Origin of the sequence: Vibrio sp. NH-UV-68, assembly GCF_042940635.1 — a bacterium.
In the GTDB taxonomy this organism is placed as follows: domain Bacteria; phylum Pseudomonadota; class Gammaproteobacteria; order Enterobacterales; family Vibrionaceae; genus Vibrio; species Vibrio pacinii.
In genome coordinates this window covers 1,206,068-1,232,875 of the sequence record NZ_CP134976.1, presented here as the reverse complement: position 1 = coordinate 1,232,875, position 26,808 = coordinate 1,206,068, and the positions used below count along the sequence as shown (strand labels likewise).

The 26,808-nt window shown below is 45.3% G+C and carries 20 protein-coding genes; 13 read left to right on the top strand and 7 right to left on the bottom strand.

The window, feature by feature from the left end:
* Nucleotides 1-165: 165 nt before the first annotated feature.
* Nucleotides 166-3,036 (bottom strand): HD domain-containing phosphohydrolase, encoded by a 2,871-nt coding sequence (locus tag ViNHUV68_RS19760; protein WP_391090875.1) that lies wholly within the window; start codon nucleotides 3,034-3,036, stop codon nucleotides 166-168.
* 242 nt (nucleotides 3,037-3,278) lie between these two features.
* Between ViNHUV68_RS19760 and ViNHUV68_RS19755 the strand changes: the two genes are divergently transcribed.
* The 4 genes from ViNHUV68_RS19755 to ViNHUV68_RS19740 all read left to right on the top strand — a co-directional run bounded on the left by ViNHUV68_RS19755 (nucleotide 3,279) and on the right by ViNHUV68_RS19740 (nucleotide 6,505).
* A complete protein-coding gene (locus tag ViNHUV68_RS19755; RefSeq protein ID WP_391090873.1) occupies nucleotides 3,279-4,022 on the top strand; it encodes a PHP domain-containing protein in 744 nt (247 codons plus the stop codon).
* An 83-nt stretch (nucleotides 4,023-4,105) separates the two neighbouring features.
* The gene (locus ViNHUV68_RS19750) at nucleotides 4,106-4,489 is read left to right on the top strand and encodes a cytochrome b562 (protein WP_038176741.1); all 384 of its coding nucleotides are present in this window, start codon (nucleotides 4,106-4,108) and stop codon (nucleotides 4,487-4,489) included.
* A 103-nt stretch (nucleotides 4,490-4,592) separates the two neighbouring features.
* Entirely contained in the window at nucleotides 4,593-4,937 is a 345-nt protein-coding gene (locus tag ViNHUV68_RS19745) for a hypothetical protein (RefSeq protein ID WP_038176739.1), read from the top strand.
* Nucleotides 4,938-5,146: 209 nt separating this feature from the next.
* Nucleotides 5,147-6,505 (top strand): PepSY domain-containing protein, encoded by a 1,359-nt coding sequence (locus tag ViNHUV68_RS19740; RefSeq protein WP_391091877.1) that lies wholly within the window; start codon nucleotides 5,147-5,149, stop codon nucleotides 6,503-6,505.
* 54 nt (nucleotides 6,506-6,559) lie between these two features.
* On the opposite strand, the gene ViNHUV68_RS19735 is transcribed toward ViNHUV68_RS19740, so the two are convergent.
* Nucleotides 6,560-7,486 carry a LysR substrate-binding domain-containing protein gene (locus ViNHUV68_RS19735; protein WP_391091876.1) on the bottom strand — a complete coding sequence of 309 codons (927 nt, stop codon included), beginning with the start codon at nucleotides 7,484-7,486 and terminating at the stop codon, nucleotides 6,560-6,562.
* 233 nt (nucleotides 7,487-7,719) lie between these two features.
* On the opposite strand from ViNHUV68_RS19735, the gene ViNHUV68_RS19730 reads away from it, so the two are divergent.
* From ViNHUV68_RS19730 to ViNHUV68_RS19720, 3 genes are all read left to right on the top strand, one after another.
* Nucleotides 7,720-8,916: a glycine C-acetyltransferase gene (locus ViNHUV68_RS19730; protein ID WP_038176735.1), complete on the top strand. Its 1,197-nt coding sequence runs from the start codon at nucleotides 7,720-7,722 to the stop codon at nucleotides 8,914-8,916.
* Entirely contained in the window at nucleotides 8,916-9,947 is a 1,032-nt protein-coding gene (gene tdh, locus ViNHUV68_RS19725) for an L-threonine 3-dehydrogenase (RefSeq protein ID WP_038176733.1), read from the top strand. Before ViNHUV68_RS19730 ends, tdh begins: the two co-directional genes overlap by 1 nt.
* A 211-nt stretch (nucleotides 9,948-10,158) precedes the next feature.
* Nucleotides 10,159-10,881, top strand: a complete 723-nt coding sequence (locus ViNHUV68_RS19720) for a carbonic anhydrase family protein (protein ID WP_391091875.1) — start codon at nucleotides 10,159-10,161, stop codon at nucleotides 10,879-10,881.
* A 34-nt stretch (nucleotides 10,882-10,915) separates the two neighbouring features.
* Here the strand turns inward: ViNHUV68_RS19720 and ViNHUV68_RS19715 are convergent, their stop codons facing one another.
* Nucleotides 10,916-11,365, bottom strand: a complete 450-nt coding sequence (locus ViNHUV68_RS19715) for an exoribonuclease R (protein ID WP_391090871.1) — start codon at nucleotides 11,363-11,365, stop codon at nucleotides 10,916-10,918.
* Nucleotides 11,366-11,869: 504 nt separating this feature from the next.
* Here ViNHUV68_RS19715 and ViNHUV68_RS19710 point away from each other — a divergent pair.
* From ViNHUV68_RS19710 to ViNHUV68_RS19690, 5 genes are all read left to right on the top strand, one after another.
* Nucleotides 11,870-13,078, top strand: coding sequence for a NupC/NupG family nucleoside CNT transporter (locus tag ViNHUV68_RS19710; protein ID WP_038176731.1), 1,209 nt, complete (start codon nucleotides 11,870-11,872; stop codon nucleotides 13,076-13,078).
* A 185-nt stretch (nucleotides 13,079-13,263) separates the two neighbouring features.
* Complete coding sequence (gene pepT / locus ViNHUV68_RS19705; protein WP_038176730.1) at nucleotides 13,264-14,493, top strand: peptidase T; 1,230 nt, start codon at nucleotides 13,264-13,266, stop codon at nucleotides 14,491-14,493.
* A 74-nt stretch (nucleotides 14,494-14,567) separates the two neighbouring features.
* Nucleotides 14,568-15,035 (top strand): DM13 domain-containing protein, encoded by a 468-nt coding sequence (locus tag ViNHUV68_RS19700; RefSeq protein ID WP_038176728.1) that lies wholly within the window; start codon nucleotides 14,568-14,570, stop codon nucleotides 15,033-15,035.
* Between the two features lie 104 nt (nucleotides 15,036-15,139).
* Nucleotides 15,140-15,988, top strand: a complete 849-nt coding sequence (locus ViNHUV68_RS19695; RefSeq protein ID WP_038176727.1) for a mechanosensitive ion channel family protein — start codon at nucleotides 15,140-15,142, stop codon at nucleotides 15,986-15,988.
* A 192-nt stretch (nucleotides 15,989-16,180) separates the two neighbouring features.
* Entirely contained in the window at nucleotides 16,181-18,922 is a 2,742-nt protein-coding gene (locus ViNHUV68_RS19690) for an insulinase family protein (protein ID WP_391090868.1), read from the top strand.
* A 62-nt stretch (nucleotides 18,923-18,984) separates the two neighbouring features.
* Here ViNHUV68_RS19690 and ViNHUV68_RS19685 read toward each other — a convergent pair whose 3' ends face one another.
* The 4 genes from ViNHUV68_RS19685 to ViNHUV68_RS19670 all read right to left on the bottom strand — a co-directional run bounded on the left by ViNHUV68_RS19685 (nucleotide 18,985) and on the right by ViNHUV68_RS19670 (nucleotide 25,657).
* On the bottom strand, nucleotides 18,985-19,602 hold the full coding sequence (locus tag ViNHUV68_RS19685; RefSeq protein ID WP_038176723.1) for a cob(I)alamin adenolsyltransferase/cobinamide ATP-dependent adenolsyltransferase: 618 nt from the start codon (nucleotides 19,600-19,602) through the stop codon (nucleotides 18,985-18,987).
* Between the two features lie 133 nt (nucleotides 19,603-19,735).
* Entirely contained in the window at nucleotides 19,736-22,573 is a 2,838-nt protein-coding gene (locus ViNHUV68_RS19680; protein WP_391090866.1) for an FAD-linked oxidase C-terminal domain-containing protein, read from the bottom strand.
* Between the two features lie 102 nt (nucleotides 22,574-22,675).
* On the bottom strand, nucleotides 22,676-23,812 hold the full coding sequence (gene lldD / locus ViNHUV68_RS19675; protein ID WP_391090864.1) for an FMN-dependent L-lactate dehydrogenase LldD: 1,137 nt from the start codon (nucleotides 23,810-23,812) through the stop codon (nucleotides 22,676-22,678).
* Nucleotides 23,813-23,968: 156 nt separating this feature from the next.
* The gene (locus ViNHUV68_RS19670) at nucleotides 23,969-25,657 is read right to left on the bottom strand and encodes a lactate permease LctP family transporter (RefSeq protein ID WP_391090862.1); all 1,689 of its coding nucleotides are present in this window, start codon (nucleotides 25,655-25,657) and stop codon (nucleotides 23,969-23,971) included.
* Nucleotides 25,658-25,812: 155 nt separating this feature from the next.
* On the opposite strand from ViNHUV68_RS19670, the gene ViNHUV68_RS19665 reads away from it, so the two are divergent.
* Nucleotides 25,813-26,712, top strand: a complete 900-nt coding sequence (locus tag ViNHUV68_RS19665) for a LysR substrate-binding domain-containing protein (protein WP_391090860.1) — start codon at nucleotides 25,813-25,815, stop codon at nucleotides 26,710-26,712.
* Nucleotides 26,713-26,808 lie beyond the last annotated feature (96 nt).

The following is a 26,808-nucleotide window of genomic DNA, read 5'->3' as shown; positions in this document are numbered from 1 at the left end:
AGCGTATTGTCTATGACTCTTTGACATACATCAACCTTTGGCAGGGCAATCGATTAAATAATGACTAGCTATCAAGCTAAGGTATTGATATTTAGACTTTAGGTAGTCATTGCCTAAAATCTGCACAATAAAGTGTTTGCTCTAATTTGATCAAGCAGTTAGTGGTTAGAAATCGCCCCTTAAAAACATTTTTACGCGTTTGATATGGGCGGCTCGATCGAATTCAACTTGTTGATCTAAAGATAAAAATTGTTTGGCATAGGTTTGATCTATCTCTTTTTCTAAGAAAAGAAGATACAGTTTAGCATCGATGTGACCTGTGGTTGCCATCGCTGTCATGATCTCAATCGATGCTGCTAAGGTTTTGGCTTTCTTGTACGGTCTATCACTTGATGTTAGCGCTTCAAACACATCGGCTATTGCCATGACGCGTGCAGGGATAGATAGCTGCTCTTCGTTTAAACCTTTAGGGTAACCTGTGCCGTCCATGCGTTCATGGTGTCCACCCGCATACTCAGGCACTTCTTTTAAATGTTGTGGGTAGGGAAGGCGCTTGAGCATAGTGATAGTCTGAATAATGTGATCATTGATGATAAATCGTTCTTCATCATTGAGTGTGCCACGGTAAATCGACAAGTTATAAAGCTCGCCTCGATTGTATTTCAGCTGACCGGGTTTAAGGACAAACTCCTCTTGCCATGGATCTTGTGGGTTTGCGACTGCAGGCCAATCGATTTGATGAACTTGCTTGTCGCTCAATAGTGGTTCTTGTGTCGGAAGTGGGACCTTATTGCCAGCGCGCTGTTGTTCAATCCAAGAGACGCCAATTTGGTCGTCTAGTGTGCGAGTCCAAGTTACTTGGCTGATACGACCAAGCCTTTCTAACGCTTCATCGCTCATCGATTCGCCGCCGAGATTACATTGACCGATAAAGGCAAAATCATCGTCAAGTTGTTGATGTTTTATGTCCAATTCTTGCTTAAGCCTGTCGGTATCACCCCCTTGTGAAATTGCTTTCCAGTATTCAGTCTCGGCTTGCGCTTTTAATAACTCAAAACGCATGCGTACTTCATGAATTCGGTCATAGATCGTTTCTAGTTTGGTTGCCTTGTCAATGACATATTCAGGGGTGGTCACTTTACCGCAGTCATGCAACCACGAGGCAAGATGTAATGCTTCCCATTGATCTTTTGACATCGAAAAATGCGGAAAGTAACTTTCATCAGAATTGGCGGCAGTGACGAGCATTTTGGTTAATTCGGGTACACGTTGACAATGACTGCCTGTGTAAGGCGACTTAGTATCAATCGCCGAAGCAATCAGTTCGACAAAGGCATTAAGCATCTCTTTTTGTTGCTCCATGCGATCGATATTCTCTTTGGCTATTTCACCGAAACTGAGTAGCTCTTTAAGGAAAGCGTGTTTGTCGGATTGTTCCGACGTAATAGCGCGTTCGTAACCAAGCAAGAGTATGCCGACCAGATGCTTGTCACGACTATGTAATGGGAATAGATAAATATCTGAGTTATAAAGCTGATCACGGAATTTCGCTAAGTTGGTATCATCTCGATTAAGATGGACAATTTCGCCTTTATTCAATTCGGTTTTTACCCAAGCAATTGAATTGACGAGAGTATTGATGTCTATCTTAAAAGGAATAATGGCGTGATTGGCTGCGCAATTGAAATCTGCCTGTATATCCTCTTTGACGTGCAGCACAATGGTCTCAGCACGAGTGACCAGAAAGCTTTGATGTGCAATGGTTTTTGCCAGTACTGAAAAGTCTTGATTACTCGCCGTTTCACGCAATAGTCTTAGCAAGTCATATAGAGTGTGTTCCATCAACTCGATTGAATTGGTGAGATTGGCCACCTCTGCGATCATGCTACGCGAGTAACGTGTTTTCTTAAAATCAAAGCGCGCGATATTGTCGGTTTGTTCCATTAACGCGCGCAGCGGTTGAGCTAAACGTTGGGCGACGAGCCAGACCAAAATAAAACTCACTGAAAGCATAGCGAGCGCAACGGTGACCTGTTTATCGCGCAGCGAAAGTAGCGGCGCGAGTAAGTCTTGCTGTGGCGTTGCTTCAGCGAGCAATAGTCGCGTCGAACTGTTCAGTTGCACTGGAGTGAGCGTCACTGACCACAACTTATTGTTAAACTCAGGGGTTTCGTAAATGATTTGGCTTGAAATACGATTGATAACCGAACTGAAAACGGTGTCGTCCAAGTTTACTTTGTCATATTCAAGGGGGGTTGTATGGCCAGTGTTGTGATGCGCTAGAGAGTTAAACTTGTGATCAAACAGAATCAGTTGGGTGTTGTCAGAATAGCCCATTTTGCTGATTTGTTGAGACAGTGAAGTTAATGTGAAGTCAGCGCCTACCACACTGTTTCCGTCGGCGGCGCGACGTGACAAGGTTACTCCAGTAGTTTTAAGAAAATAAAAAAAGTAGGGGTCGGTTAAGCGAATTTGACCGTCATCATTGGCGTTTTGAAACCACGGCCGTACACGAGGATCAAAGTTGTTGTCTTGGCTTTGTGTGTATCCCACATGGTGTAGTTTACGGTCTAAAAAGAAAACACGATTTTGCCCTTTTATGTTGGTGCTATTGATCATTAAACTCGCGTCTTTGGGGGCGTTAAAACGTACTTTGTCTGCCTCATTTCTGAGTGCTCTTGCGAGAGTGAAGTCACCAGAGTCATTGGCGTAGTATAAAGCAACCACTCCAGGGTTTCGGTCAAAAATGAGTTTTAACGAAGTCCAGAAATTGGCGTGTTTAGTTGGGGTTGTGTGATCTTCTATCGTTTCATTCATCGCCATAAAGTCGAGTGTGGTGAGGATCGGCCCTGCTTTAACTTGGAAGGTTGATTCAAGCTTACGGCTATTTTCACGGCTAAGCTCTTGCGCACTGCCAGTGAGAAGCTGTTGAGCGTGTTGATAGCTAATGACAATAAGTACCGTGCCAACAAGTGTTGTCAGGAATAAAAAGAGACTAATGATATGAATGCTGAGCGAATAGCGTTGCTTTCTCATAGAGACACCACTAATAAAGTACCTATTAAGTATCGAACAAACTTAACAACCTGCAAAAAAAGTTAAGCAAATTTTTGTTATCTCAATATTTTCTACTTCGATAGCACCAAAGGCCAACATTTGGTTTGTAATGCTTAATCGTGATTGAGAGTGGCACTTGGTGATGATTAAAACAATTGCGAGCAACGAGAAGGATAGGCTGTTAACATGATAGCCACCATAGAGATAACTTGTGTTGAAGAATGAATTTAGTTGTTGATACCCATACTCACACCTATGCCAGTGGTCATGCTTATAGCACTTTGGTCGAGAATGCACGTTTGGCCAAACACAATGGCCTAAAGATGTTTTGTACTACTGATCACGCTGAATCTATGCCGGGCGCACCTCACTATTGGTTTTTTTCTAATCAACGGGTGTTGCCTCGCTTTATTGATGACGTCGCGGTTATTCGAGGTGTCGAATCGAATATTTTAAACACCCAGGGTGAGATTGATGTTCACCCCTCGTCTTATAAAAGTTTGGATTGGGTCATTGCCAGTTTTCATGAGCCGGTGTTTAGGCCGAGTGATAAAAACTCGCACACTAAAGCGCTGATTAACACCATTAAAAGTGGCAATGTCGATGCGCTGGGGCATCTAGGTAATCCTAATTTTGATTTCGACTTTGAATCTGTATTGCGCTGCGCTCAGCAGTATCATGTGGCGATAGAAATAAATAACACCACTTTAAAAGGCAATAGCCGAGTTGGTAGCGTGGAACGATGCTACGAAATTGCGGCGATCGGCAAAGAGCTTGGTGTCTTTTTTACCACAGGTAGCGATGCCCATTTTTGCCAAGATGTCGGCAACTTGTCGCTAGTGTCTGAGCTGCTTGATCAAGTCGGGGTTGAGAGCCACCAAGTCATAACTCACTCTACTGCTCAGTTTTTAGCTTTTCTTGCTTTAAGAGGCAGAGACGCTATCCGTGAGTATCAAGATTTATAACTTGATACAAAAATCGTTTAATTTATTGGCTTAAATTCCAGTAAACTGAGCGACTTGATAAACCCAAATTAAGAATAACAACAATGAGAAAGTTACTTCCCGTTTTAGTCTTTGCACTTTCAGCTCAAGTATATGCCAGCGATTTTGACCTTAAAGCGACCATGAAACAGATTAAAGTCGAGTTTAATCATGCCGCTCAAGCTGAACAAATAACCGAAATGCAAGCAGCTGTGGCGAATTTGTCACAGTTAGTTGAACAATCGAAGTTAGGCGAATACCCACCGGAAAAGACCGAACTGTACTTAGAGGGGTTTAATAAGTTATCCGTGGCGTTAGATACAGTAGAAGATAAGTTGGCTGACGGCGATTTGCTTGCCGCTAAAGCAGCATTGAAGCGAGTTGACGCGCTGCGTGAAGAGTACCATGACAAACGCAATCCAAGCATTTGGAGTAAGTTGTTTAGTTAATGGCGTCATCATATCCGCTTAGGTGAACACGCTGTTACCTCGTAACATACTGACTTCGTAACCAAGAGGTTATATATTTGCGCTCAGTTAACTGAGAGCGATAATGATCAAAACGTCCTACTTTAAGCGAAATATGCTCATAGCAAGCACCTTAAGTTGGGTGCTTGTTGCATTGATGCCAATAATCAATGCTCACGGTGCGGCAGCAGGCCTTTGGGCAACGCTCTGTACGATAAATGGTTTTGAGCTGGTTCAAGTTAAACCCGGAGAACTTGAGCCCCAGCACAACAAGGCTTGTCCGTTTACTCATTTCTCTAGTTTCCATCAAGATTCGTTTTCTAGCCCTCTTTACAGCGCCGCGTTAACGCTAGCCTTGGTCAGAACGTACGCCTTTTGGTCTCTCAGCGAACGCTTTCAGTTGGCTATCCCCAGAGCGCCTCCTTGGTGAATTTTTCCTCAAATAAAAATCTGTTAACAATCTGGCTATAAGCCGAAAGTAAAGTTTATGCTCAGCACTTGCTGCGAATGTTTGTGGCTGTTGTTGTGCGCTCATAAAAGGAAAGTTTTATGTTGGGTAGTCATCCACAGGCTCAACCTAAGGGACGCACTCGTCCTAAAAATCAATCGCTAAATAGTAAAGCCAAGGTCCGTTATTTTATGGCGTGGCGCTGGCACTTCTACGCGGGGCTATTTGTTATCCCGTTTATGTTGATGCTAAGCCTTACTGGGCTAACGATGTTGTTTGATGATGAAATAGAGCAATTTCGTTATGGCGAAATACTTAATGTCATCCCGCAGGACACCGTTGCACCTATCTCTAAGCAACTTGAAGCTATTAACAACCAATACCCTAAATCGAATGTCACCCAGCTCGTTTACCCTAAGAAGGCAGATCTGGCTAATCGATTTAACATTCACTTAGCTGAGGGGGGCAACAAGGTCGTCACTGTTGATCCTTATTCTGCAAAAGTATTGGGTGAAATCGATAGAAGTGACAGTTGGTATGAACTGGCTAATGATATTCACGGGACGTTACTGATCGGAAAAACCGGTGATTATCTTATTGAGATAGCGACCAGTTTGAGCCTCTTGCTATTGATTAGCGGTATTTATCTGTGGCTACCTACGGACAACAGTTCAAAAGCGGGTTTCCTAAAGTTAAGAATGGTAAGCGGTCGCCGAATTTTATTACGTGATCTTCACGCGAATCTTGGCGGTGTGCTTTCGGTTGTTTTGTGTCTATTTTTGCTTTCAGGTCTCGCTTGGGCTGGCGTTTGGGGGGCGAAAATGGTTCAAGCGTGGAATACGTTTCCCACTTATTACACATGGGGCGAAAAACCACAATCGACTCTGACCCATGCTGACCTAAACCATGGCAGCGAAGAAGAAATGCCGTGGAACTTAGAACTGGCAGAGGTTCCACAATCTCATCATAGTGGTGAGCATCAACTTAGCACTCAATACCGTGCTAAGAGTTCGGTTGATGCGGATAGCATTGTTAATCAGGCAAAACAGTTAGGTTTTGAGCGATTTAGTCTTTATTTTCCTCAGTCAGACATGGGGGTTTACACCGTATCAGCAAACTCGATGGCCGGTGAGGTAACTGATCCAAGACAAGATCGAACCACTCATTTCGATCAATATAGCGGACAAGTGTTAATGGACGTGACTTGGGATGACTATAGCTGGATTGCAAAGTTAATGGCAACGGGAGTGTCACTGCATCAAGGCGATCTTAGTATGGTTAACAAAGTGCTTAATGCCCTGTTCTGTCTTGCTTTTATTGTGATATCAATAACAGGAGCGTTAATGTGGTGGATGCGTCGTCCAGCCAAACAACGTCGACTCGGTGTCCCCGCCCATTTTGAACATGATGGCATTTGGAAACTGGGTGCAATCAGTGTGGTACTTATTGCGGTGTGCTTTCCTATGGCAGGTGTTGGCATCATTGTGACCTTAGCGATGGATACTTTACTGGTGCAGCGCAGCAAAGCGCTTAAGGCTTATCTCTCTTAATTATGAGCCCCGCCATGTGCGGGGCTGTTGTTTATGCTCAGCTTATGTTTAGTGCTAAGTCGATGGTTTTGCGGAGCCGAGTTGTTCGCTCATATAGTCTATAAATCCTCGCAGTCGGGCGGGCATGTATTTGGTTTGCGGAAATTGCATTGCAATCGCCCCATGGTAGTTACTTTTGATTGTCCAGTCAGACAACACCGCCACGACCTGATGTTGAGCAATTGCATCGGCGATAACAAAGTCGTGGAAAATACCTATCCCAAGCGCATTTTTTACCCCAGTCAGTCGCATTTGTGAGTGATTGACCGCGTAACGGCCATTGACCGCCACTGAGTGAAACTCATCGTCTTTGAAGAAGTCCCAAATATGGTCGCTGTCATTTTCGGCCAAATATAGACAGTCATGTTCGAGCAACTGTGTTGGATGAGTTGGCATGCCGCGCTGCTGAATGTATTTAGGGCTGGCACACAGCACTAGGTTGGTTTTATTGACCTCTTTCAATACTAAATTCTCATCCGGTTTATCGGTAAGCTTGAAGGCCACATCAATCCCATCACGAATCAGATCAATCTCACCGTCGGCAACCCGCAGTTTGAGTTGAATGTGGGGGTATTTTTGCAAGAACGGCACCACGTGGGGTTGTAAAACCGAGTTGAGAAAAGCTTCAGGCGCGGCAACAGTTAATGCACCGCTCATCTCTTGGTGCTGCGATGTTGAGATCTCAACAGCTTGCTTTGCTGCATTCACCATTACGATGGCTTGGTCGTACACTTGTTGCCCTGCGCGGGTAATGAGCAGTTTTCGAGTCGTGCGTTCAAATAGCTTCACAGACAAAGAGGCCTCTAGTCGAGTGACTAACTTACTTAACGCCGACGGCGTGACACTGAGTTGCTTTGCAGCGGCGGTAAAACTACCTTCGTCGACAATAAGAATAAAACTCGCCAAATCGGGGAGCAGGGCAATCAGTTGAGTATTTTTCATCGAATAGCGACTGTTCAAAACCAAAGTAACCGTTAGTGTAGCGGCCAACAATGTGACCGTCATCATTAAAGTTGAATATTTGTGCCTGCCATTCACTAATGTTTTTCCGTCCGACAGGATAATGCAAACCTTTCGATTGAATTACACTTAAGCAATAAGATTTCTGTCTTCACCAACGCTGAAGACAATCAGTACGTGAAGCACTGACAATAATAACGAGCAAGGAATCAGACATGTCTGCTACATTCTACGACCAGATAAAACAACAAATTGAGCAAGTGAAGACTGAAGGTCTTTACAAGTCCGAGCGAGTGATTACGTCACAGCAGCAAGCAGCGGTTAAAATTTCAAGTGGTCAAGAAGTCTTGAACTTCTGTGCCAATAACTATCTTGGTCTTGCTAACCACCCCGCGCTTATCGAAGCAGGTAAGTCAGGTATGGATCAGCATGGTTTCGGCATGGCGTCTGTTCGCTTTATCTGTGGTACTCAAGATATCCACAAAGAGCTTGAGCAAAAACTGTCTACATTCTTAGGTAAAGAAGATACGATTCTTTACACGTCATGCTTTGATGCAAATGCGGGTCTATTTGAAACCATTCTTGGTAAAGAAGATGCGATCATTTCAGATGCGTTAAACCACGCTTCTATAATTGATGGTGTTCGTCTGTGTAAAGCGATGCGATTCCGTTACGCAAACAATAACATGCAAGAGTTAGAACAACAGTTGATTGCAGCTAAAGAAGCCGGTGCGCGTCATATTCTTATCGTCACTGATGGCGTGTTCTCAATGGATGGCGTGGTTGCAAACCTTCCTGCAATTTGTGACTTAGCCGACAAATATGGAGCATTAACTATGGTCGATGATTCTCACGCGGTGGGTTTCATGGGCGAAAACGGCGCGGGTACTCATGAGTTCCACAACGTTGTTGACCGTATTGATATCATTACTGGCACGCTAGGCAAAGCAATGGGTGGCGCTTCAGGCGGTTATACCTCGGGTAAAGCGGAAGTGATCGATTGGCTACGTCAACGCTCGCGCCCTTACTTATTCTCGAACTCGGTAGCACCTGCGATTGTTAATGCTTCTATCCGTGTTCTTGACCTTCTGAAAGAGAGCGGCGAGCTTCGCGATCGCTTGTGGGAAAATTCAGCTCACTTCCGCGCTCGTATGGAAGCGGCTGGTTTTACTATGGGTGGCGCTGACCATGCGATCATTCCGATCATGCTTGGTGATGCAAAAGTCGCAGCCGAGTTCGCAGAGCGCGCTCTTGAAAAAGGCATTTACGTGGTTGGCTTCTCGTTTCCTGTGGTACCAAAAGGCCAAGCTCGTATTCGTACACAAATGTCAGCCGCTCATTCTCGTGAGCAACTTGATCGCGCTATCGATGCCTTTATCGAAGTAGGCCGCGACATGGAGATCATCAAATAATGAAAATTAAAGCACTTGCAAAACTAAAGCCTGAAGAAGGCATTTGGATGACAGAAGTCGACAAGCCTAAGCTTGGTCACAATGATCTTCTTATTCGGATTAAGAAAACCGCGATCTGTGGCACAGACGTCCACATCTACAACTGGGATGACTGGTCACAAAAAACCATTCCAGTTCCCATGGTTGTCGGTCATGAGTACGTCGGTGAAGTGGTTGGTATTGGCCAAGAAGTCCGTGGTTTTGAGCTTGGTGACCGTGTTTCTGGTGAAGGTCATATTACCTGTGGTCATTGTCGTAACTGTCGTGGTGGCCGTACTCACCTTTGTCGTAACACGGTTGGTGTAGGCGTAAACCGTGAAGGCGCATTTGCTGAATTTTTAGTGATCCCTGCATTCAACGCTTTTAAGATTCCTGAAGGTATCTCTGATGATTTAGCCTCTATCTTTGACCCGTTTGGTAATGCTGTGCATACCGCGCTATCTTTTGACCTTGTCGGTGAAGATGTGTTGATTACTGGCGCAGGTCCTATCGGTATTATGGCTGCTGCCGTTGCAAAACATGTTGGCGCACGCCACGTTGTTATCACGGACGTTAACGAGTACCGTCTCGATCTTGCACGTGAGATGGGTGTGACTCGTGCAGTCAACGTTGCTGAGCAAAAGCTTGAAGATGTAATGGCAGAACTTGGCATGACCGAAGGCTTTGATGTGGGGCTTGAAATGTCAGGCAATCCGTCGGCATTCAACTCGATGCTACAAACCATGAATCATGGTGGTCGCATTGCACTACTGGGTATTCCACCGTCTGATATGGGGATTGATTGGAACCAAGTGATCTTCAAAGGCTTGGTGATTAAAGGTATCTATGGTCGCGAAATGTTTGAAACTTGGTACAAGATGGCGAGTTTGATTCAATCAGGCTTAGATCTGACACCAATCATCACTCATCACTACAAGATTGATGACTTCCAACAAGGCTTCGACGTTATGCGAAGTGGCCAATCGGGTAAAGTTATCCTCGATTGGGAATAAAAAATTCTTATTACAAAGGCCGAGCATCCCAGCTCGGCCTTTTTTATATCTCAATTACACCTTAGTCAGGTTGCCATTCTCTCGTTTGCAATTATTTTGCATCGGATTCCAAAAAAACAGTGTAATCATAGTTTGCTGACTACTCAGCTCAATATTCTCATGTCTATATGATGTGTCCGGTTACGAGAACAATTAGCAAGGATATATAATGATGAAAAAAACCATAGTTGCATTAGGCATGTTAGCTGCGATTTCTGGGGTTACTCAGGCTTCTGATTGGGGATACGAGGGGCAGCATGGCCCTGAACATTGGGGGGAGCATTTTATTGAATGCGCACAAGGAAAAAACCAAAGCCCGATAGATATTCGAGATGTGGTAGAGGCTGACATTGAAAAGCTAAACATCGACTACCTTGGTAAGGTGACGGGTTTAACGAATAACGGTCACACGTTGCAAGCGGTGGTAGAAGGCAATAACCAGTTTAAGGTTGATGGCAAGGTGTTTACCTTGGCGCAGTTTCACTTCCACACGCCATCAGAAAACTTGATAGACAGTCGCCAGTTCCCGCTTGAGGCTCATTTTGTTAATGCCGACGACAAAGGGAACTTAGCGGTTGTTGCGGTGATGTTCGATACCGTTGAGAAAAGCAATCATGCCATGGCGACATTATTGGCTAAGATGCCGACAAAAGGCGAGAGTGTTGCGCTCTCTGAGCCGATCAGTATCAGCGACTTTATCCCTAAGTCTGACGATTACTATCGCTTTAATGGTTCGTTGACGACGCCTCCGTGCAGCGAAGGAGTGCGCTGGTTTGTACTGAAATCACCACATCGTTTAAGTACTGATCAAGTGGCGGCAATGGGGCAGGTGATGGGCAAAAATAACCGCCCTGTTCAAGCGAAAAATGCTCGCTTAGTGGTAGAAAACGACTAATAAAAACAAACGCCAGTATCGACTGGCGTTTTGTCTATTGTTGCTTGTGCGCGATTTGCGCATACTGACGCAGCAAGTCGGTTAGGGTAGTGACCCACTCGAGAGCATTTTGTGGTGGTTGCTCAACGATAACTTCAACATGATTGCAATGTGTTTCTAGGGGAATCGCCCGTTCCAAATGGAAGGAGACGCTATAAAAATGCCACAGTAACAGACGTTGCATGCGCTGAATGTTTTGCTGTTTATTGGCAGACTCAGAAAACAATGCAGGTAGCTCACTTAGCGCGATGGCATTCATTCTTAGCATGGCATCAAATTGTGCTTCTTGATGCTTTTCTGCACAGCTCATCTCATCTCCATCGAAAGTAAACAGTTCGGACATGGAGTCTTCAGGTACCAAGCGGTTAATCATGCGTAAGCTCAGTGTTTCAAGTTCATCGCGCGCCATGTTCGAGAGGCTGTTATAGGTATAATCAAGTTGCATAGACAATCTCAGACAAGAAAGAGGCCTGGTATTTTATCGATAAAAAATGAAATTGCCAGAAAACTAAATAAACAAGCCCCGCGACTTGGCGGGGCTTGTAGACAGTAAAGCCTTGACGTTATTAGTGTATCTTTTTGTTTTGATAGAGCACGTTAAGTATCACTTTCTAACAGTAGGTGTTATTGATAATTAAGCCAGTAATTTTGCTACCATTTTTGGTTGTTTATCTCTCTATTGTGATCTTAGTTCAATATTTATTATTGTTAATTTGTGCCATTCGACGCGGTCATTGAGCTCTTTTTTCGTCCATCACGATGAAAATGACTATTAATTAAGCGCGTGACCGTTTGCGTGAAAATATGTGATGAAACTCTCATTTATGCCGCTATACTTTCCGCCCGGTTGAGAATAACAGCTCTACCAATACAAGCCGTCACAGGGATTAGTGAATGACCCCACGGACCGGACCAGCTACCAATTGAATGCTTGTAGAGGTAATTTTTAATGAATGTTTTATTTGGCTTAATCGGAATTTCGGCCCTACTCTTATGTGCCGTATTATTATCAGAAAGCCGTCGGTCAATTAATTGGAAAACCGTGTCGCGCGCTTTATTGCTTCAAGTGAGCTTCGCCGCATTGGTGCTTTATTTCCCGTTGGGGCAAGCCGCACTCACCAGTTTAAGTAGTGGCGTGTCAAGCTTGCTCGGTTTTGCTGATGAAGGTATCCGTTTTTTATTTGGCGATCTTGCCAACACTGGCTTCATTTTTGCGGTTCGCGTTCTTCCTATCATCATTTTCTTCAGTGCTCTTATCTCTGCACTTTATTACTTAGGGGTTATGCAAAAAGTCATCAAGTTTATCGGTGGGGGAATCCAGAAATTTCTCGGCACCAGTAAAGCGGAGTCTCTTGTTGCTACTGGTAATATCTTTCTTTCCCAAGGTGAGTCCCCGCTTCTAGTTCGTCCGTTTCTTTCTAAAATGACCCGCTCGGAATTATTCGCGGTCATGGCTGGTGGTATGGCGTCGGTGGCTGGTAGCGTTTTAGGTGGCTATGCAGGTTTAGGTGTTGAGCTTAAGTATCTGATTGCGGCAAGCTTCATGGCGGCGCCGGGCAGTTTAATGATGGCTAAAATCATTGTTCCTGAGCGCGACACTCCCATAGAACAGTGCGATATCGAGATGGATAAAGCCAAAGAAAGTAACGTGATAGATGCGTTGGCAAGTGGCGCGATGAACGGCATGAAAGTCGCCGTTGCCGTAGGTACGATGTTAATCGCTTTTGTCAGTGTGATTGCGATGGTCAATACTGGTCTAGAAAGTTTAGGCGAATTGATTGGCTTTAGCGGCATTACATTACAAGCACTGTTTGGCTATTTGTTCTCACCGCTTGCTTGGGTGATTGGTGTTCCAGCTAACGAAGTCTTGATGGCAGGTTCATATATCGGTCAGAAGGTCGTGATGAACGAATTTGTTGCCTTTATCGACTTTGTTGAACATAAAGCACTACTTTCAGAGCACACTCAAGTCATCATTACCTTTGCTCTATGTGGTTTTGCCAATATTGGTTCTATTGCGATTCAACTAGGTTCGATTGGCGTCATTGCACCAGAACGCCGATCTGAAGTGGCAAACCTTGGGATTAAAGCGGTATTAGCAGGTACGTTAGCGAATCTAATGAGTGCCTGCTTAGCGGGCATCTTTATCTTGCTCTAGCCCAAGCTAAGTTTACTATCAAAAACCGAGCCGGGAACGCTCGGTTTTTTTGTTTAACCAATGACGTGATGGTTATGCATGGTATTGCGCTAATTAGCGAAAACCTGATTTATAGCAACACCATTTTGTTTGGTCGGCGTAGGATGTCTGCATGCTGAAAAAACAAATAACAATGAGATGTTACTATGAACGAATTGATTGCACGCTTTCTGCGCTATGTGGCTTTTGATACCCAATCTAACCCGACCAATACCCAATGCCCAAGTAGCCCAGGACAAGGTGTTTTTGCGCAATTTCTCCAACAAGAGTTGCATGAGCTTGGTTTAAGTGATGTCCGTTTAGACAATAACGGCTATTTGATGGCACGCTTGCCAAGTAACCTTAATTACCCAGTACCAGCGATCGGTTTTATCGCCCATATGGACACAGCGCCAGATGCCTCAGGTAAAGGGGTCAAAGCACAAATTGTTGAAAACTACCAAGGAGGGGACATCGCGCTAGGAAAGGGAGATGAAGTGCTGTCTCCCATCCAATATCCAGATCTGCATACGCTTCATGGGCACAATTTAATTACTACTGATGGAACGACATTACTTGGCGCAGATAACAAAGCCGGCATTGCAGAAATCATTTCTGCTGTTGCTGAGTTGATTGCTCATCCAGAGATCCCTCATGGCGATATTTGTATTGCCTTCACGCCTGATGAAGAGATTGGCCGCGGCGCGGATCTGTTTAATGTCGAGAAGTTTGGCGCTGAGTGGGCGTATACCGTTGATGGTGGTCCTTTGGGGGAACTTGAGTATGAAAACTTTAACGCGACCAGTGCAGATGTTATCTGTTATGGCGTTAATGTTCACCCGGGCACAGCAAAAGGTAAGATGGTCAACGCAATGAACATCGCCGCCCAGTTTCAGCTACTGATGCCTGCGGACGAAACGCCTGAATGCACTGAGGGGTATCAAGGTTTCTACCATTTGAAGTCGGCCGAAATGACGGTTGCGCGCAGTGAGTTAGGCTACATTATTCGTGACTTTGAGCGTCAAGGTCTAGAACAGCGTAAACAGTTTATGCGTGACAAAGTTGCTCAATTGAATGCGAGTTTAGACAAGGGACGCGTCGAGTTAGTGCTCACCGACAGTTACTACAATATGAAAGAGCAAGTTGAACCTTATCCACATGTGATCGAGCTTGCTAAGCAGGCGATGATTGCCTGTGATGTCGAGCCCGTGATTAAACCTATTCGTGGCGGCACGGATGGGGCGCGTTTATCATTTATGGGCCTCCCATGTCCGAATATATTTACTGGTGGATATAATTTCCACGGCATTCACGAGTTTGTCTCTATCGAGTCTATGGAGCAAGCGGTTAAGGTAATTGTGACCTTGGCAGAAAAAACGGCGTTAAAATACCAATAAGTCACCATTGCTACGCTGATATTTCATTGAAATTCATATACCTTTAGCAGTAAGGGTTAGCAACGAGTTTCAAAATGAAAAGGTTTTTATTGCTGTTATCGCATACAGTCTGTTTAGGTTTGGGTTTCGCGATTGGAATTTATGCGCTGCCCATTCTTATTCAACCTCTGCCTCCTAGTGTCAATGATGTTCAGCATGTTTCTGATCACGCTGTCTATACTGGCACTTTTCAGCGTGCGCGGAAAGACAGCGACTTACTGCATTGGGGTGCTGGCTCACTTTCTATCAATGAAGAACAAGTCGCTTTTATTGGTGAACTCGCTCCTGGCCCCGATTATCGACTGTTTTTTTCCCCTACGTTTATCGAAACGGAGCAAGATTTTATTGCTCAAAAGCACACGATGATTGAAGTCGGTGAAGTGAAAAACTTTGATCGTTTTACAATGATGTTGCCTGAAGGTTTCCCAATCAATGACTACAACACTGTGGTGATCTGGTGTGAAACGTTTGGTCAATTTATAACGTCTGCTCGTTACCAATAGCAAAGACTGAGTGCTCGATGATAAGATTCGGGCGCGATTGAATGTGACATGGTTACATTGAGGGGCATAGCCGCTCTTTTTTTACAAAATATTAGGAGTACCGAGTGGAGAAAGTACAGCTAGTTATTGATTTTCTTCTGGCTCATAAGTTGGTGTTTAGTGCGCTGATTATTATCGTTATCTCACTAGTAAGGCGACTTGTACTGTCGAAGATCCGTGGTGATGTTGCCTTTGTGTCGGAAAAACAGCGTAATTGGATGTCTCGTACTAAAAACGGCACCTTCATTTTTACGGTATTGACGCTGTTTATTTTATGGCAATCAGAGATCAGTGAGTTTGCCTTCTCGGTGGCGGCGATCGCTGTTGCGATTGTTGTGGCATCAAAAGAGATCATCTTGTGTTTTACTGGGTCTATCCAACGTGCAAGCTCGCGCTCTTTTCGTATCGGAGACTGGATAGAAGTTGGCAAAACATGTGGTGAGGTGATTGAACACAACATTATGGCGACAGTGATCCAAGAAATCGACCTTCACCATGGTCAATATCACTACACGGGAAAAACCATCACATTGCCTAACAGTATGTTTTTCACTTATCCGGTGAAAAACCTTAACTTTATGAAGCGTTATGTCTTTCACAACTTCTCTATCGTGGTGAGAGATTTCGTCAATTTGTATCCACTGTTACCAACTCTGCACGAAAAAATTGAGCATCACACCAACTATTTCCACGATGTGGCTACAAGATATAACACCATGATTGAAAAGCATGCAGGCGTTGATCTGCCGGGGGCTGAAGCGCACATTCATATTACGAGTGGTATTACAGGGGAGCAATTTGTTCATATCATGTTGTTTTGCCCAACCGATAAAGCCGTGCACCTCGAACAAGAAATACGCTCTGATTTTATGGCGCTGTATGAGCAACGTTTTCCAACGCCGTTAGCCAGTTGATTATGCAGTGAAGGTCACTGTTATCGTCATTACATTGCTGCGCCAACGTTCGTTTATACACGTTCGTTGGCAGCAGATAATATCATTTATGCAACACCTGCCCGAATAATCGATTAAGCCCCAAAAATCATTCTGCCAATTGATTGCTTTAAGGTATATTTCTCTTAATACCAATAACAATGCAGTATGGCTATGCGTAAATTATTCTTTTCACTATTGTTTATTTTGTCTGGTTGTGTTCAACCAAACGTTGAAGCTCCGATTGAACCGGATCCTGATTGGGTATCTGGTCAACTTGAAAACGGTGTCCGTTTTCACCTCTATCCAATGGAAGATACCGAAGAAGTTTCTTTACGATTATTCTTCCACGTCGGTTCTGCGCAAGAAACAGACGCCCAGCGTGGTTATGCTCACTTTCTCGAACATATGGCGTTTAACGGCTCAAAAAGCTTAGGTAATGACAATGTTATCGCGATGTTTGAACAGGCGGGCGTAACGGGTTCTGATGTTAATGCTTATACCTCATATTATGAAACCGTCTACGAACTCGATTTACCCGATCGCTCTCGACTGGATACCGCGCTCGTTTGGATGCGTGATATCGCTGATGGCCTTACACTTGAAGAGCAAGAAATTGAAAAAGAAAAGGGGGTGATTCAAGGTGAAATTCGCCGTAATCGACCTGAAAATCGCTCTTTCTTAGAGAAATACTATGATCATATCATTGCTGACACACCCTTGGCTCTGTGGGACCCTGTAGGGACAAAAGAGTCGGTTCAAAATGCCAGCGCTGATTCGATTCGTGACTTTTACCAAACTTGGTATCAGCCACAATATGCACAAATTGTGATTAGTGGAGACATAACTAGTGAGGAGGCGAAGGCGTTAATTGAAGCGAAGTTCGCCAGTTGGTCGGCAAACAATCAGGCATCAAACAAACGTAATCAAGATGTAGTACTCAAGGTTGACGATTATGTCGCTGAAGTCGGCCAATATGACTCGCCAAGCATCAGTGTTTTGATTGATAGAGGAACGTCAATCGTTAAGTTACGTGGTCAACAGCATCAATTGTGGCTTGATGAACTTGCTCAGTCGCTGATTTTCAATCGTCTTGACAGAGAATTCAATGATGCTGCGATCCCCCTGCAAGGTCTTGTCGTCAGTAGTGATTATATTAACTACCGCCGTTACACCTATTTGTCAGCGGCTTTTGCAGAACAAGAGCGTCAACAAGCTCAACAATTGATTGTCTCTACACTTGCAGCGCTGCGCGATTTTGGTGTCAGTAAACAAGAGTATCAAACTGGTTTAGCAGGTTATGTTCAACAGGCAGAGAACCTTGATTACAATTGGCAACAGCAAAGCAGCATTGACGTGGTACAAAGTATGGTCGCTTCAATATCGCAGTCGAGCGCGAACCAATCCAAAGCCGACTATCAACGCAGTTTAGATGAATTTTTAGCGCTTGCGACGCCTGAACGGATCAATCAACGCATTCAAACCCTGCTGACTCAAGAGAAAGTACTGCTTCTGGCAGCAGAGAATGACCAAGCGGTTGCCACATTGACCAAACAGCTACCTCAACTACGTGCGAGCTTTGATATTGCTGGGGTGAAACCCGTGATGTTAACCGCTCAAGTCGATCAGTTGAGTAATCCCTTAAGTGGCGGGGATATTGTCAGTAAAGAGCAACTGCCAGGTTTTACGGTGTGGACACTCTCCAATGGGGTAGAAGTGTGGTTTGAACGTGATAAAACCGCAGGCGATTTCGTCCATATGGTTTACATTAGCCAAGGTGGCAAAGCGGCGTTAGATAGTGAACTGTATGCAGCTCATGGGTTAGCTCCGGGCGTGATTAGTCGAAGTGGTATCGGTGAGTTCTCTGGCAGCGAATTTGATGCGTATCTGACGCGGCAGTCGATTGAGGTGTATCCATTTGTCGGACTGAGTCATCATGGCCTTGAGGTCGGCACCACGAAGAAAAAACTCGCAGATTCACTTAATGTTATCTTCAACGCGGTGACTAACGCGAAGGTTGATACTCGACAGCTTGAGGTGGTTAAGCGTGAGGTGATTGAAGAGCTACAAAGCGACCTAGAAACCCCTATCGGTCAGTGGAATAAAGCGATTAACCAAAACAGTTACCTGCCATCAAGTTTCCACCGTATGACCACTGCGCCTGAAGTGGCGATGGTCAATGACGAGCAAATTAACCAAGTGTACCAACAACTGTTTTCGGTTAACCGCAACAACAAGCTGGTGGTGATTGCTGATATGACAGAACAAGAGCTTGAACCTTTGATCAAGTATTATGTCGGAGCAATTCCACTGCAACAGGGCCAGGCAGCTAAACTGCTGGCTGATTATCAGCGTAGTCCGAAAGCTCGTGTTGATATGCCGATCTACAATGAAGAGAACAGTTTCTATCTGCTACGTTCAACCAATCCTAATGCATCGATAACAACGGCACGTCTTGCATTTATTGACGATATGATTCAGCGCTTACTTGCCAAGCGCCTGAATGATTATGTGCGTGAAGAACTTGGCCTAGACTATGCGCCTGATGCTTACAGTGCCTCACTCGATGGAGAGGCCAGCACCGATTGGTTCATCGAAGCTCAAGTCGCACCACAAGATATCGACAAGATCGATAAGGCTGTCGCTAAAGTGATGCAAGGCCTTCTAGATAACGTAACGCAACAAGATGTTGATCTGGTTGCCAAACAACTTGCTGTGGCGCTTCATCCTTTAGCGGATGATCCTGTTCAACGCGCTTGGTTTTATGCACGGTATTTGGTTCATGACTATGGCGTAGAGGCATTGCAAGATGTTGACATGATGACACAGTCAATAACGCTTGATGAGGTGCGAGAGCGGATTGAAGAGTCATTTGGGCGCGAGAGCTTGATAACTAAATACACGCTCACGCCTTAAGCGTAATCCAACCCTAAAAGCAGCGACCAGTCGCTGCTTTTTTAATGCTTAGAATGACTGATTTAATGTTTAAAATGACTGCGCTGAATGAAGTGATGGATTTGCTCTAGAGTAGCAGAACCATAGATTAAGCTCGTGTGACTATTGTTGATCTCTATATGGTCAGTCATGCCAGGAATTTTAGTTTCTTCGACGGTGACGGTGCCATCAGAACGTTTTTGATCGCCCTGAAGCAGTATTGAACGCGCCCCGATTGGTAGGGTGCCCGCAATACTGCCGAGTTTCTGGACAAAATCCCACTCTTCTTCGTGCTCGGTTAAGCCAAAATCAGGGGCATTACCAAGAATAACGCCCATTCCTAACTCTTCGATGCGTGATGCGATGGAAGCGCCTTGCAAAGGAGAGCCTATCGCGACCACATGTGAAATTTTGCGAACCGATGGACGTCGTGCCTTGAGATAGTGTTTGATAATCAGGCCGCCAAGACTGTGGCCTACCAGTACATTGGGTCCTTTTAGACTCAGTGCTTGGTCAATATCACTGAACACGCGTTGCTCATCAATGGCCAAGCTATTGTAGGTTAACACTTGAGTTTGATAGCCCATACCACTGAGTTTATAACTAAGTGGCTTCATTACCATTCCGTGCATATACAGACCGTGTAAGATAATGATTTTCATGCGACTCTCCCGATAACCTCATAGCAGTATCTAATCACTTTCACAGGCGAAAAGCATTAAAAACCGTTGCGCTGGATGCAACTTTTTATCGGGCTAGCCGTATGGCGTCGCCCGAAGAGATTAAAAGACCTGATTATAACGGTGTGCTGACTTCATCAACCAAATATAACAACGATTGATAGGGGATGCCGCTATGGTGAGAGAGCCCAATTTCACAGGTTCGACTGTTACTAAAACCACGTGAACAACCTGACGGAACTTGTTGTTTTAATGTGTCTACCGCCGCTTCATTGAGCTCTGGTGTGGTGAAGCCTTTGTCCCCCGCCCAGCCGCAACAAGAGATGTGCTCAGGAACAACAACGTCAGTAACACATGCTTTTGCAAGGACTAACATATCGTTTTCTAATCCCATACGACGAGAGCTGCAGGTGACATGGAGCATAACGGTTTCATCTTTAGGTGAAATGGCCAAATGCTGCAAAAGATATTTAGAGACAAAACCTGTTGGTTCGAGGATTTCCATCGGTTTGCTGAAGGTCTCGATGCTTCGCTTGGCACATGGACTGGTGTCGATCAGTACAGGGTATTCGCCTTCGTAGCTAGCTTGCCATAAAGCATTCTCGAGTTGTTGGGCTTTTGATGTGGCGATGTCCTGCATTCCTTTGCTGTCGTACGGCATACCACAGCACTGGTCATTGAGCTTGTCGGGAATGATCACTTCAAATCCCGCCTTTTTAATTAATGACAACGTTACTTCAGTCAGACTACGTTGATCTTGTGCATCGGATTGTTGGCTCATGGTACGAGAAGCACAAGAGGGCAGGTAGACCACCTTTTTATCGGAGCGAACCAGCAACTCCATCGACTTTTCAAGTTTATGGCTGTTGGCTTGCGGTGTTTCTGGGAGCCAAATAGGGGTTTTGTTGCCGCTGAGCTTGCGAATACCGTTGGTCAGGCCCGCCACAGCACGCTCGCCGATCACATTAACGGCAATCTGGTTAGCTTTGAGAGAAGCACGAGTGAGTGAAGTCGTGGTAGAGAAATGATCCGCTGTCCATTTAGCGATCGGGGTGAATTTTTGATACTTAGCGGTGCGCAGCTGTTTAATTAAATCGCCAGTGTTAATCCCAACTGGGCAGCGCTCTGCACATAGGCCAGTTGCGGCGCAGGTATCGATACCTTGGTACTCGAAAATCTGTTCAAGTTCTGTTGCTGCTGTCTGTTCACCAGCCGCTCGGCGGCGCTGTAATTCTCGGTATAAAACAATTCGCTGACGTGGTGATAGCGTGAGCGTTCGAGATGGGCAAACTGGTTCACAGAAGCCACATTCGATACAACGGTCAACCAGATCATCAGCGGCGGGCATCGGTTTCAAGTTTTCAATATGCGAGTGTGGATTGTCATTTATAATTACGCCTGGATTAAGTAAACCTTGTGGATCAAACAGGGTCTTGATTCTCTGCATTAGCTGATAACCATCTTGTCCCCATTCGAGCTCGACATAAGGCGCCATATTGCGACCCGTTCCGTGTTCGGCTTTTAGTGAACCTTGATACTTAACCGCAACTAACTCGGCGACATCATCCATGAACTGACCGTAGCGATTTATCTCTTGCTGCGAATCAAAGCCTTGAGTAAAGACAAAGTGTAAGTTGCCCTCAAGGGCGTGACCAAAAATGATCGCTTCGCTGTAGTGGTACTTGTCAAATAGTGCTTGCAGATCGCGCACGCCGTTGGCGAGGTTTTCAACTGGAAATGCAACATCTTCAATGATCACTGTCGTGCCAACTTCACGAACGGCGCCCACCGCTGGGAACATGCCTTTGCGAATTCCCCAAAGCGTCGCAACCATGTTGGCATCTAAGGTGAAAGGCACGGACTCGATGATGGTGTATGGCGACAATGCCGCGAGAATTTGCTCACACTGGACATCAATACTAGCTTGTTCGCTGGCGTGGGTTTCAACCAAAAGTGCGGCAGCTTCAAGGTCAAGGTGTTGAATAAACTCTGGCATGCCGGGTTTATCGGCAACGGAGCGCAGCGCACGCCCATCCATTAACTCGACCGCTGCGACAGGCGTTTTTGAGAGTGTGGTGACCGCTCGACATGCTTCTTCAATGTTGGCAAAAACCAGAAGTGAAGAGGCTTTGTAATTGTGTTCAATTACGGTGTTATAAGTGATTTCAGCAATAAAGCCTAACGTCCCTTCAGATCCGATCATTAGGTGTTCAAGGACTTCAATTGGATCGTTAAAATCAACCAACGCATTAAGTGCATAGCCGGTGGTATTTTTAAGACGATACTTGTGGTGAATGCGGTCACTGAGCTCAGTATTCGCTTGAGTTTGTTCCACCAGTTCGGTTAATCCTTCAATGATGTCTGGACGTGCAACTCGGAAGGCGGCAATGCTGTCAGGGCAGCCAGTATCAAGCAGAGTTCCGTCGCTAAATACCACTTTGATACTGTCGAGGGTTCGGTAGGAGTTTTGCGCCGTGCCACAGCACATGCCGCTGGCGTTATTTGCCGCGATACCCCCAATTTTGCAAGTGTTAATCGATGCCGGATCGGGGCCAATTTTTCGTTTGAATGGGGCAAGGTATTTATTGGCGTCAGCGCCAATCACGCCCGGTTGCAAAACGATTTTATTACCGTTATCAAGAATTTTATGACCGCGCCAGTCATCGGTTAATGTGATGAGCACAGAGTCGGACACCGCCTGACCAGACAAACTAGTACCTGCGGCGCGAAAGGTAAAGTGAACGTTCATCTCGCGGCAACATTGGATAGCGTAAGTCACCTCATCGAGACTGTTTAACCGCAGCACAATCTTTGGAACCAAACGATAGAAACTGGCGTCAGTACCATAAGCTAAACGTTTTGCTTGTTCGGTGATGATGCGTTTAGCTTCAATCTCGACGGCGAACAGTGACTCAAGTTGTTGATAGGTATTATCGTTAATGTGCTGCGACATGTTGGCTTCCTTGTGCTTGCTACTGACGTTATATTTTTTTGCTGTCAGTAGTAAAAAAGTGTCACAGCGTAGTTAGATTTTCTGTGACACCTTGTTGATTTATTAAATGTTGACCAGTGACTGGCGATTTAGATCGTGAATACTTTTCGCACCAGTTAGCGTCATGGCAACGCGCATCTCTTTTTCATACAGGTCGAGTAAGTTTTCGACGCCAGCTTGACCTTGAGCGGCAAGCGCATAAATAAACGATCGTCCCAGTAAGGTACAATCAGCGCCAAGTGCTAGCATCCGTACCACATCTAGTCCTGTTCGGATCCCTGAGTCGACAAATATCTTCAGATCGCCCTTTACCGCATCCGCAATATTAGGTAATGCCTTAGCGGTTGAAAGCACACCGTCTAACTGACGACCACCATGGTTGGAGACCACAATGCCATCAGCGCCAAAGGTGACAGCATCTTTCGCGTCTTGCTTATCCAATATGCCTTTAATTACCATAGGACCGTCCCAGAACTCACGAATCCACTCAAGATCTTGCCAAGAGATCGAAGGATCGAAATTATTGCCTAGCCAGCCAATATAGTCTTCAAGTTTGGTCGGCTCACCGCGGTAAGTGGAAATATTACCCAAGTCGTGTGGCTTACCAAGTAAGCCAACATCGACTGCCCAGCTAGGGTGACGCATGGCTTGGAAGACGCGTCGCATTGCCGCGTTTGGCCCGCTCATTCCTGAATGCATATCGCGATAACGAGCGCCAGGCACTGGCATATCGACGGTAAACACAAGAGTTGTCACGCCAGCAGCTTTAGCGCGCTCAAGAACGTTTTTCATAAAGCCGCGATCTTTAAGTACGTACAGTTGGAACCACATCGGACGCTCGATAGTAGGTGCGACTTCTTCAATCGGGCATACTGATACCGTAGACATGGTAAATGGGATGCCTTTATTTTCAGCGGCTTTGGCTGCTTGAACTTCACCTCGCCTTGCATACATACCTGTCAAGCCAACTGGGGCAAGCGCGATCGGCATCGCAAACTTTTCACCAAAAATCTCTGTCTCAAGACTAAGGTCTTGCATGTCCTTCAGTACACGTTGTTTTAGCGCAATTTCGGCAAGATCTTCGGTATTCCTTCTTAGCGTGTGCTCGCCATAAGAGCCGCCATCAATATAGTGAAAGAGAAAAGGAGGCAGTTTTGCTTTGGCTGCAGCACGGTAATCAGTAGAAGCAGAGATGATCATAATTCAATCCTATTAATGGGTTATACGGCACCTTTCTGTTGAAGGCTTAGTATGGTCGACATCTAAAAGGGGTGGCGCTAATACTCACGATTTTGCTAGCGTTTTCACATTCGCAGGCTCTTGTCAGGGGGAGAAGAGTATTAACGCCATAAGTCATTACATAAGTGCGTCGGTAATATGTAGGCCGTAGATAGCGAACAGACCGATAAGACCAGTGACAAACAAATAATAAATAGTTGGGATGATGGTTTTACGTAATGTAGCGCCTTCACGGCCAAGTAGACCCACCGTCGCTGACGCTGCAACCACGTTATGAATGGCTATCATATTGCCCGCTGCTGCACCAACCGCTTGGAGGGCAACCACGACGGCACTTGAGATAGTCAACGTTTGCGCAACCTCGAACTGGAACTGACTAAACATCATATTAGACACGGTGTTTGAACCCGCGATGAAGGCGCCTAACGCCCCGACAGTGGCACTGAGTGCAGGGAAGGCATCACCAACTAATCCGGCGGCGAAGTTTGCTGTAGTGACAGGCATACTGGCCAAATCGGCACCATTAATACCTGAATTAATAAAAATCCGCACCATTGGAATAGTGAACACTAAGACAAACCCTGCGCCAATTAGGGTCTTACTCGATTCACCAAACGCTTTGATTAATGGAGTGGCACTGCGCGACTGCAGTACAACGGCAACCAGTGCTACGAACACTAAGATACCACCAGGTAAATACAAAGGTTGGATGGCGGTACTAATACCCGTTTCACCTAAAATGTTGCTAAAAGAGAGGCTTACACTTGTCAACATCGCTTTGAAATCGGCGCTAACTCGGCTTGCAACCAGGACGACAGCAAGTAAAACGTAAGGAAGCCATGCCAGTGTCATCGCCATTGGCTTGCCTTTTACGTCATCAAGTTCAATTTTGAGTGAACCAAGCCATTCTGCTGGCCATTTCTTTTCATCTTCAAAATCCCAAGTCGTTTTTGGCACAAGGAAGCCACGTTTGGCTGCTGAGACAACAACAGACAGGCCAACCAAACCACCGATTAGTGATGGAAATTCTGCACCAAGGAAGACTCCCGTCAGTGCGTAGGGGATAGTAAAGGCTAGGCCTGCAAAAATCGCAAACGGCAGAATATCGATGCCTTCAGTCCAACTCTTATTTTTGCCAAAGAAACGAGTAAGCATCATCGCCATGAGAACAGGAATCATCGTACCGACACAGGCGTGGATCAGTGCAACGCTTGAGGTAATTTGTTGTAGGTAGGCATCCCATGTTGAACCATTGGCTAACAGGGCTTGACTAATATTGTGCGTATCAAGACCTTTGTTTACACCGACAATAATCGGCGTGCCCACGGCGCCAAATGATACCGGCGTTGATTGAATCATCATACCCATTAGCACGGCGGCCATTGCAGGGAAGCCGATAGCGACCAATAGCGGTGCGGCGATGGCGGCGGGAGTACCAAAGCCAGAAGCGCCTTCAATAAAAGAGCCAAAACACCAAGCAATAATGATGGCTTGAACTCGTCTATCAGGGGAAATATTGGTGAATCCATTACGAATGGTCGAAATTGCGCCAGTATGCTTGAGCGTGTTGAGCAAGAAAATGGCACCAAATACGATCCATAGAACGGAAATGGTAATACCGAGTCCTTGAAATACCGAGGCAAGTACACGAGTTGTCGACATGTCCCACGCGAACAACGCGATGACAACAGTCAGGCCGAAGGCGATCGGCATCGCCCGTTTTGCCGGCCAATTCAGTCCGACGAGAAGTATGGCAGCCACCACTATCGGTGAGAAGGCCACGAGGGCTAGCAGGGTTTCACTCATTGGTATGTCCTTTACATTCTTCAGTTAGGACTCTGGAGAGTCTCTTGGATTTTATATTTGTGATGGGTTTGTTAATTGGAGGTGAATTTACCCCTTTATTTTTTATTGATATAGGGAAATAATGAAAATAATTAATTCCAAAAATGACATAATCAATGCGTGCAGATGACTTAATTCTTTTCTCCCAAGTGGTAGAGCTTGGCAATTTTAGCAAGGTTGCTGAAATAAATAATCTTACAAATTCAGTAGTTAGCAAGAGGATCGCCCGTTTAGAACAAGAAATTGGTGTTCAGTTACTATATCGAACCACACGTAAATTAACGTTAACAGAAGCAGGTAAAGCGTTAGCACATGGTGCAAAAAATGTGAAGTTAGCCGCTCAAGAGGCGATGGATGCCGTGTCAGGCTTTGGCGAAAACGTCAGCGGTCATATCAAAATGTCTGTTCCTTCGATTTCGGGGGACCTAATCTTGGCAGACGCCGTGGCAGAATTTTGCAATCTTCACCCTGGCTTATCAGTCGATATGTCACTCGACAATCGTTTTGTCGATTTAGTTGAAGGGGGCTACGATTTGGTCATTCGTACCGGATACCTTGAAGACTCGAGCTTAATTGCTCGCCATATCCTCGATTCACAATGGGTGGTGTGCGCCTCTCCCTCTTATATCGCCCGAAATGGAAAACCCTACGAACCGCAAGATTTAACTCAACATAATTGTTTGCAATACGCTTATCAAACCACAGGCGCATGCGAATGGGAGTTTAAAGCTAAAGAAGACAACTATATTGTCAGGGTATCGGGGTCGTTCTCGACAGATAACGCGACTGCGTTAAGGAAGGCGGCACTAGGCGGGCATGGTATCGCCTATGTTCCAAGGTGCTTGGTCTATCATGATCTACGTAATGGGCAATTGGTTGATTTGTTTCCAGAACAAGTGGGTAAGCGACTTGGGATATATGCGGTCTATCCTTTTACTCGACAACCGCCGAACAAAGTCAAATCACTCATTGAGCATATTCGCACGCGATATTTAGCGATTTCTCATTACTTTTAACCTACCGTTCATTTGTCGTCCGTTGAAGTATAATACTGATATTTTTCAAATGTTTAAGTGGAAATTAATCAACAAGGAAAATACGCTTTGTTATTT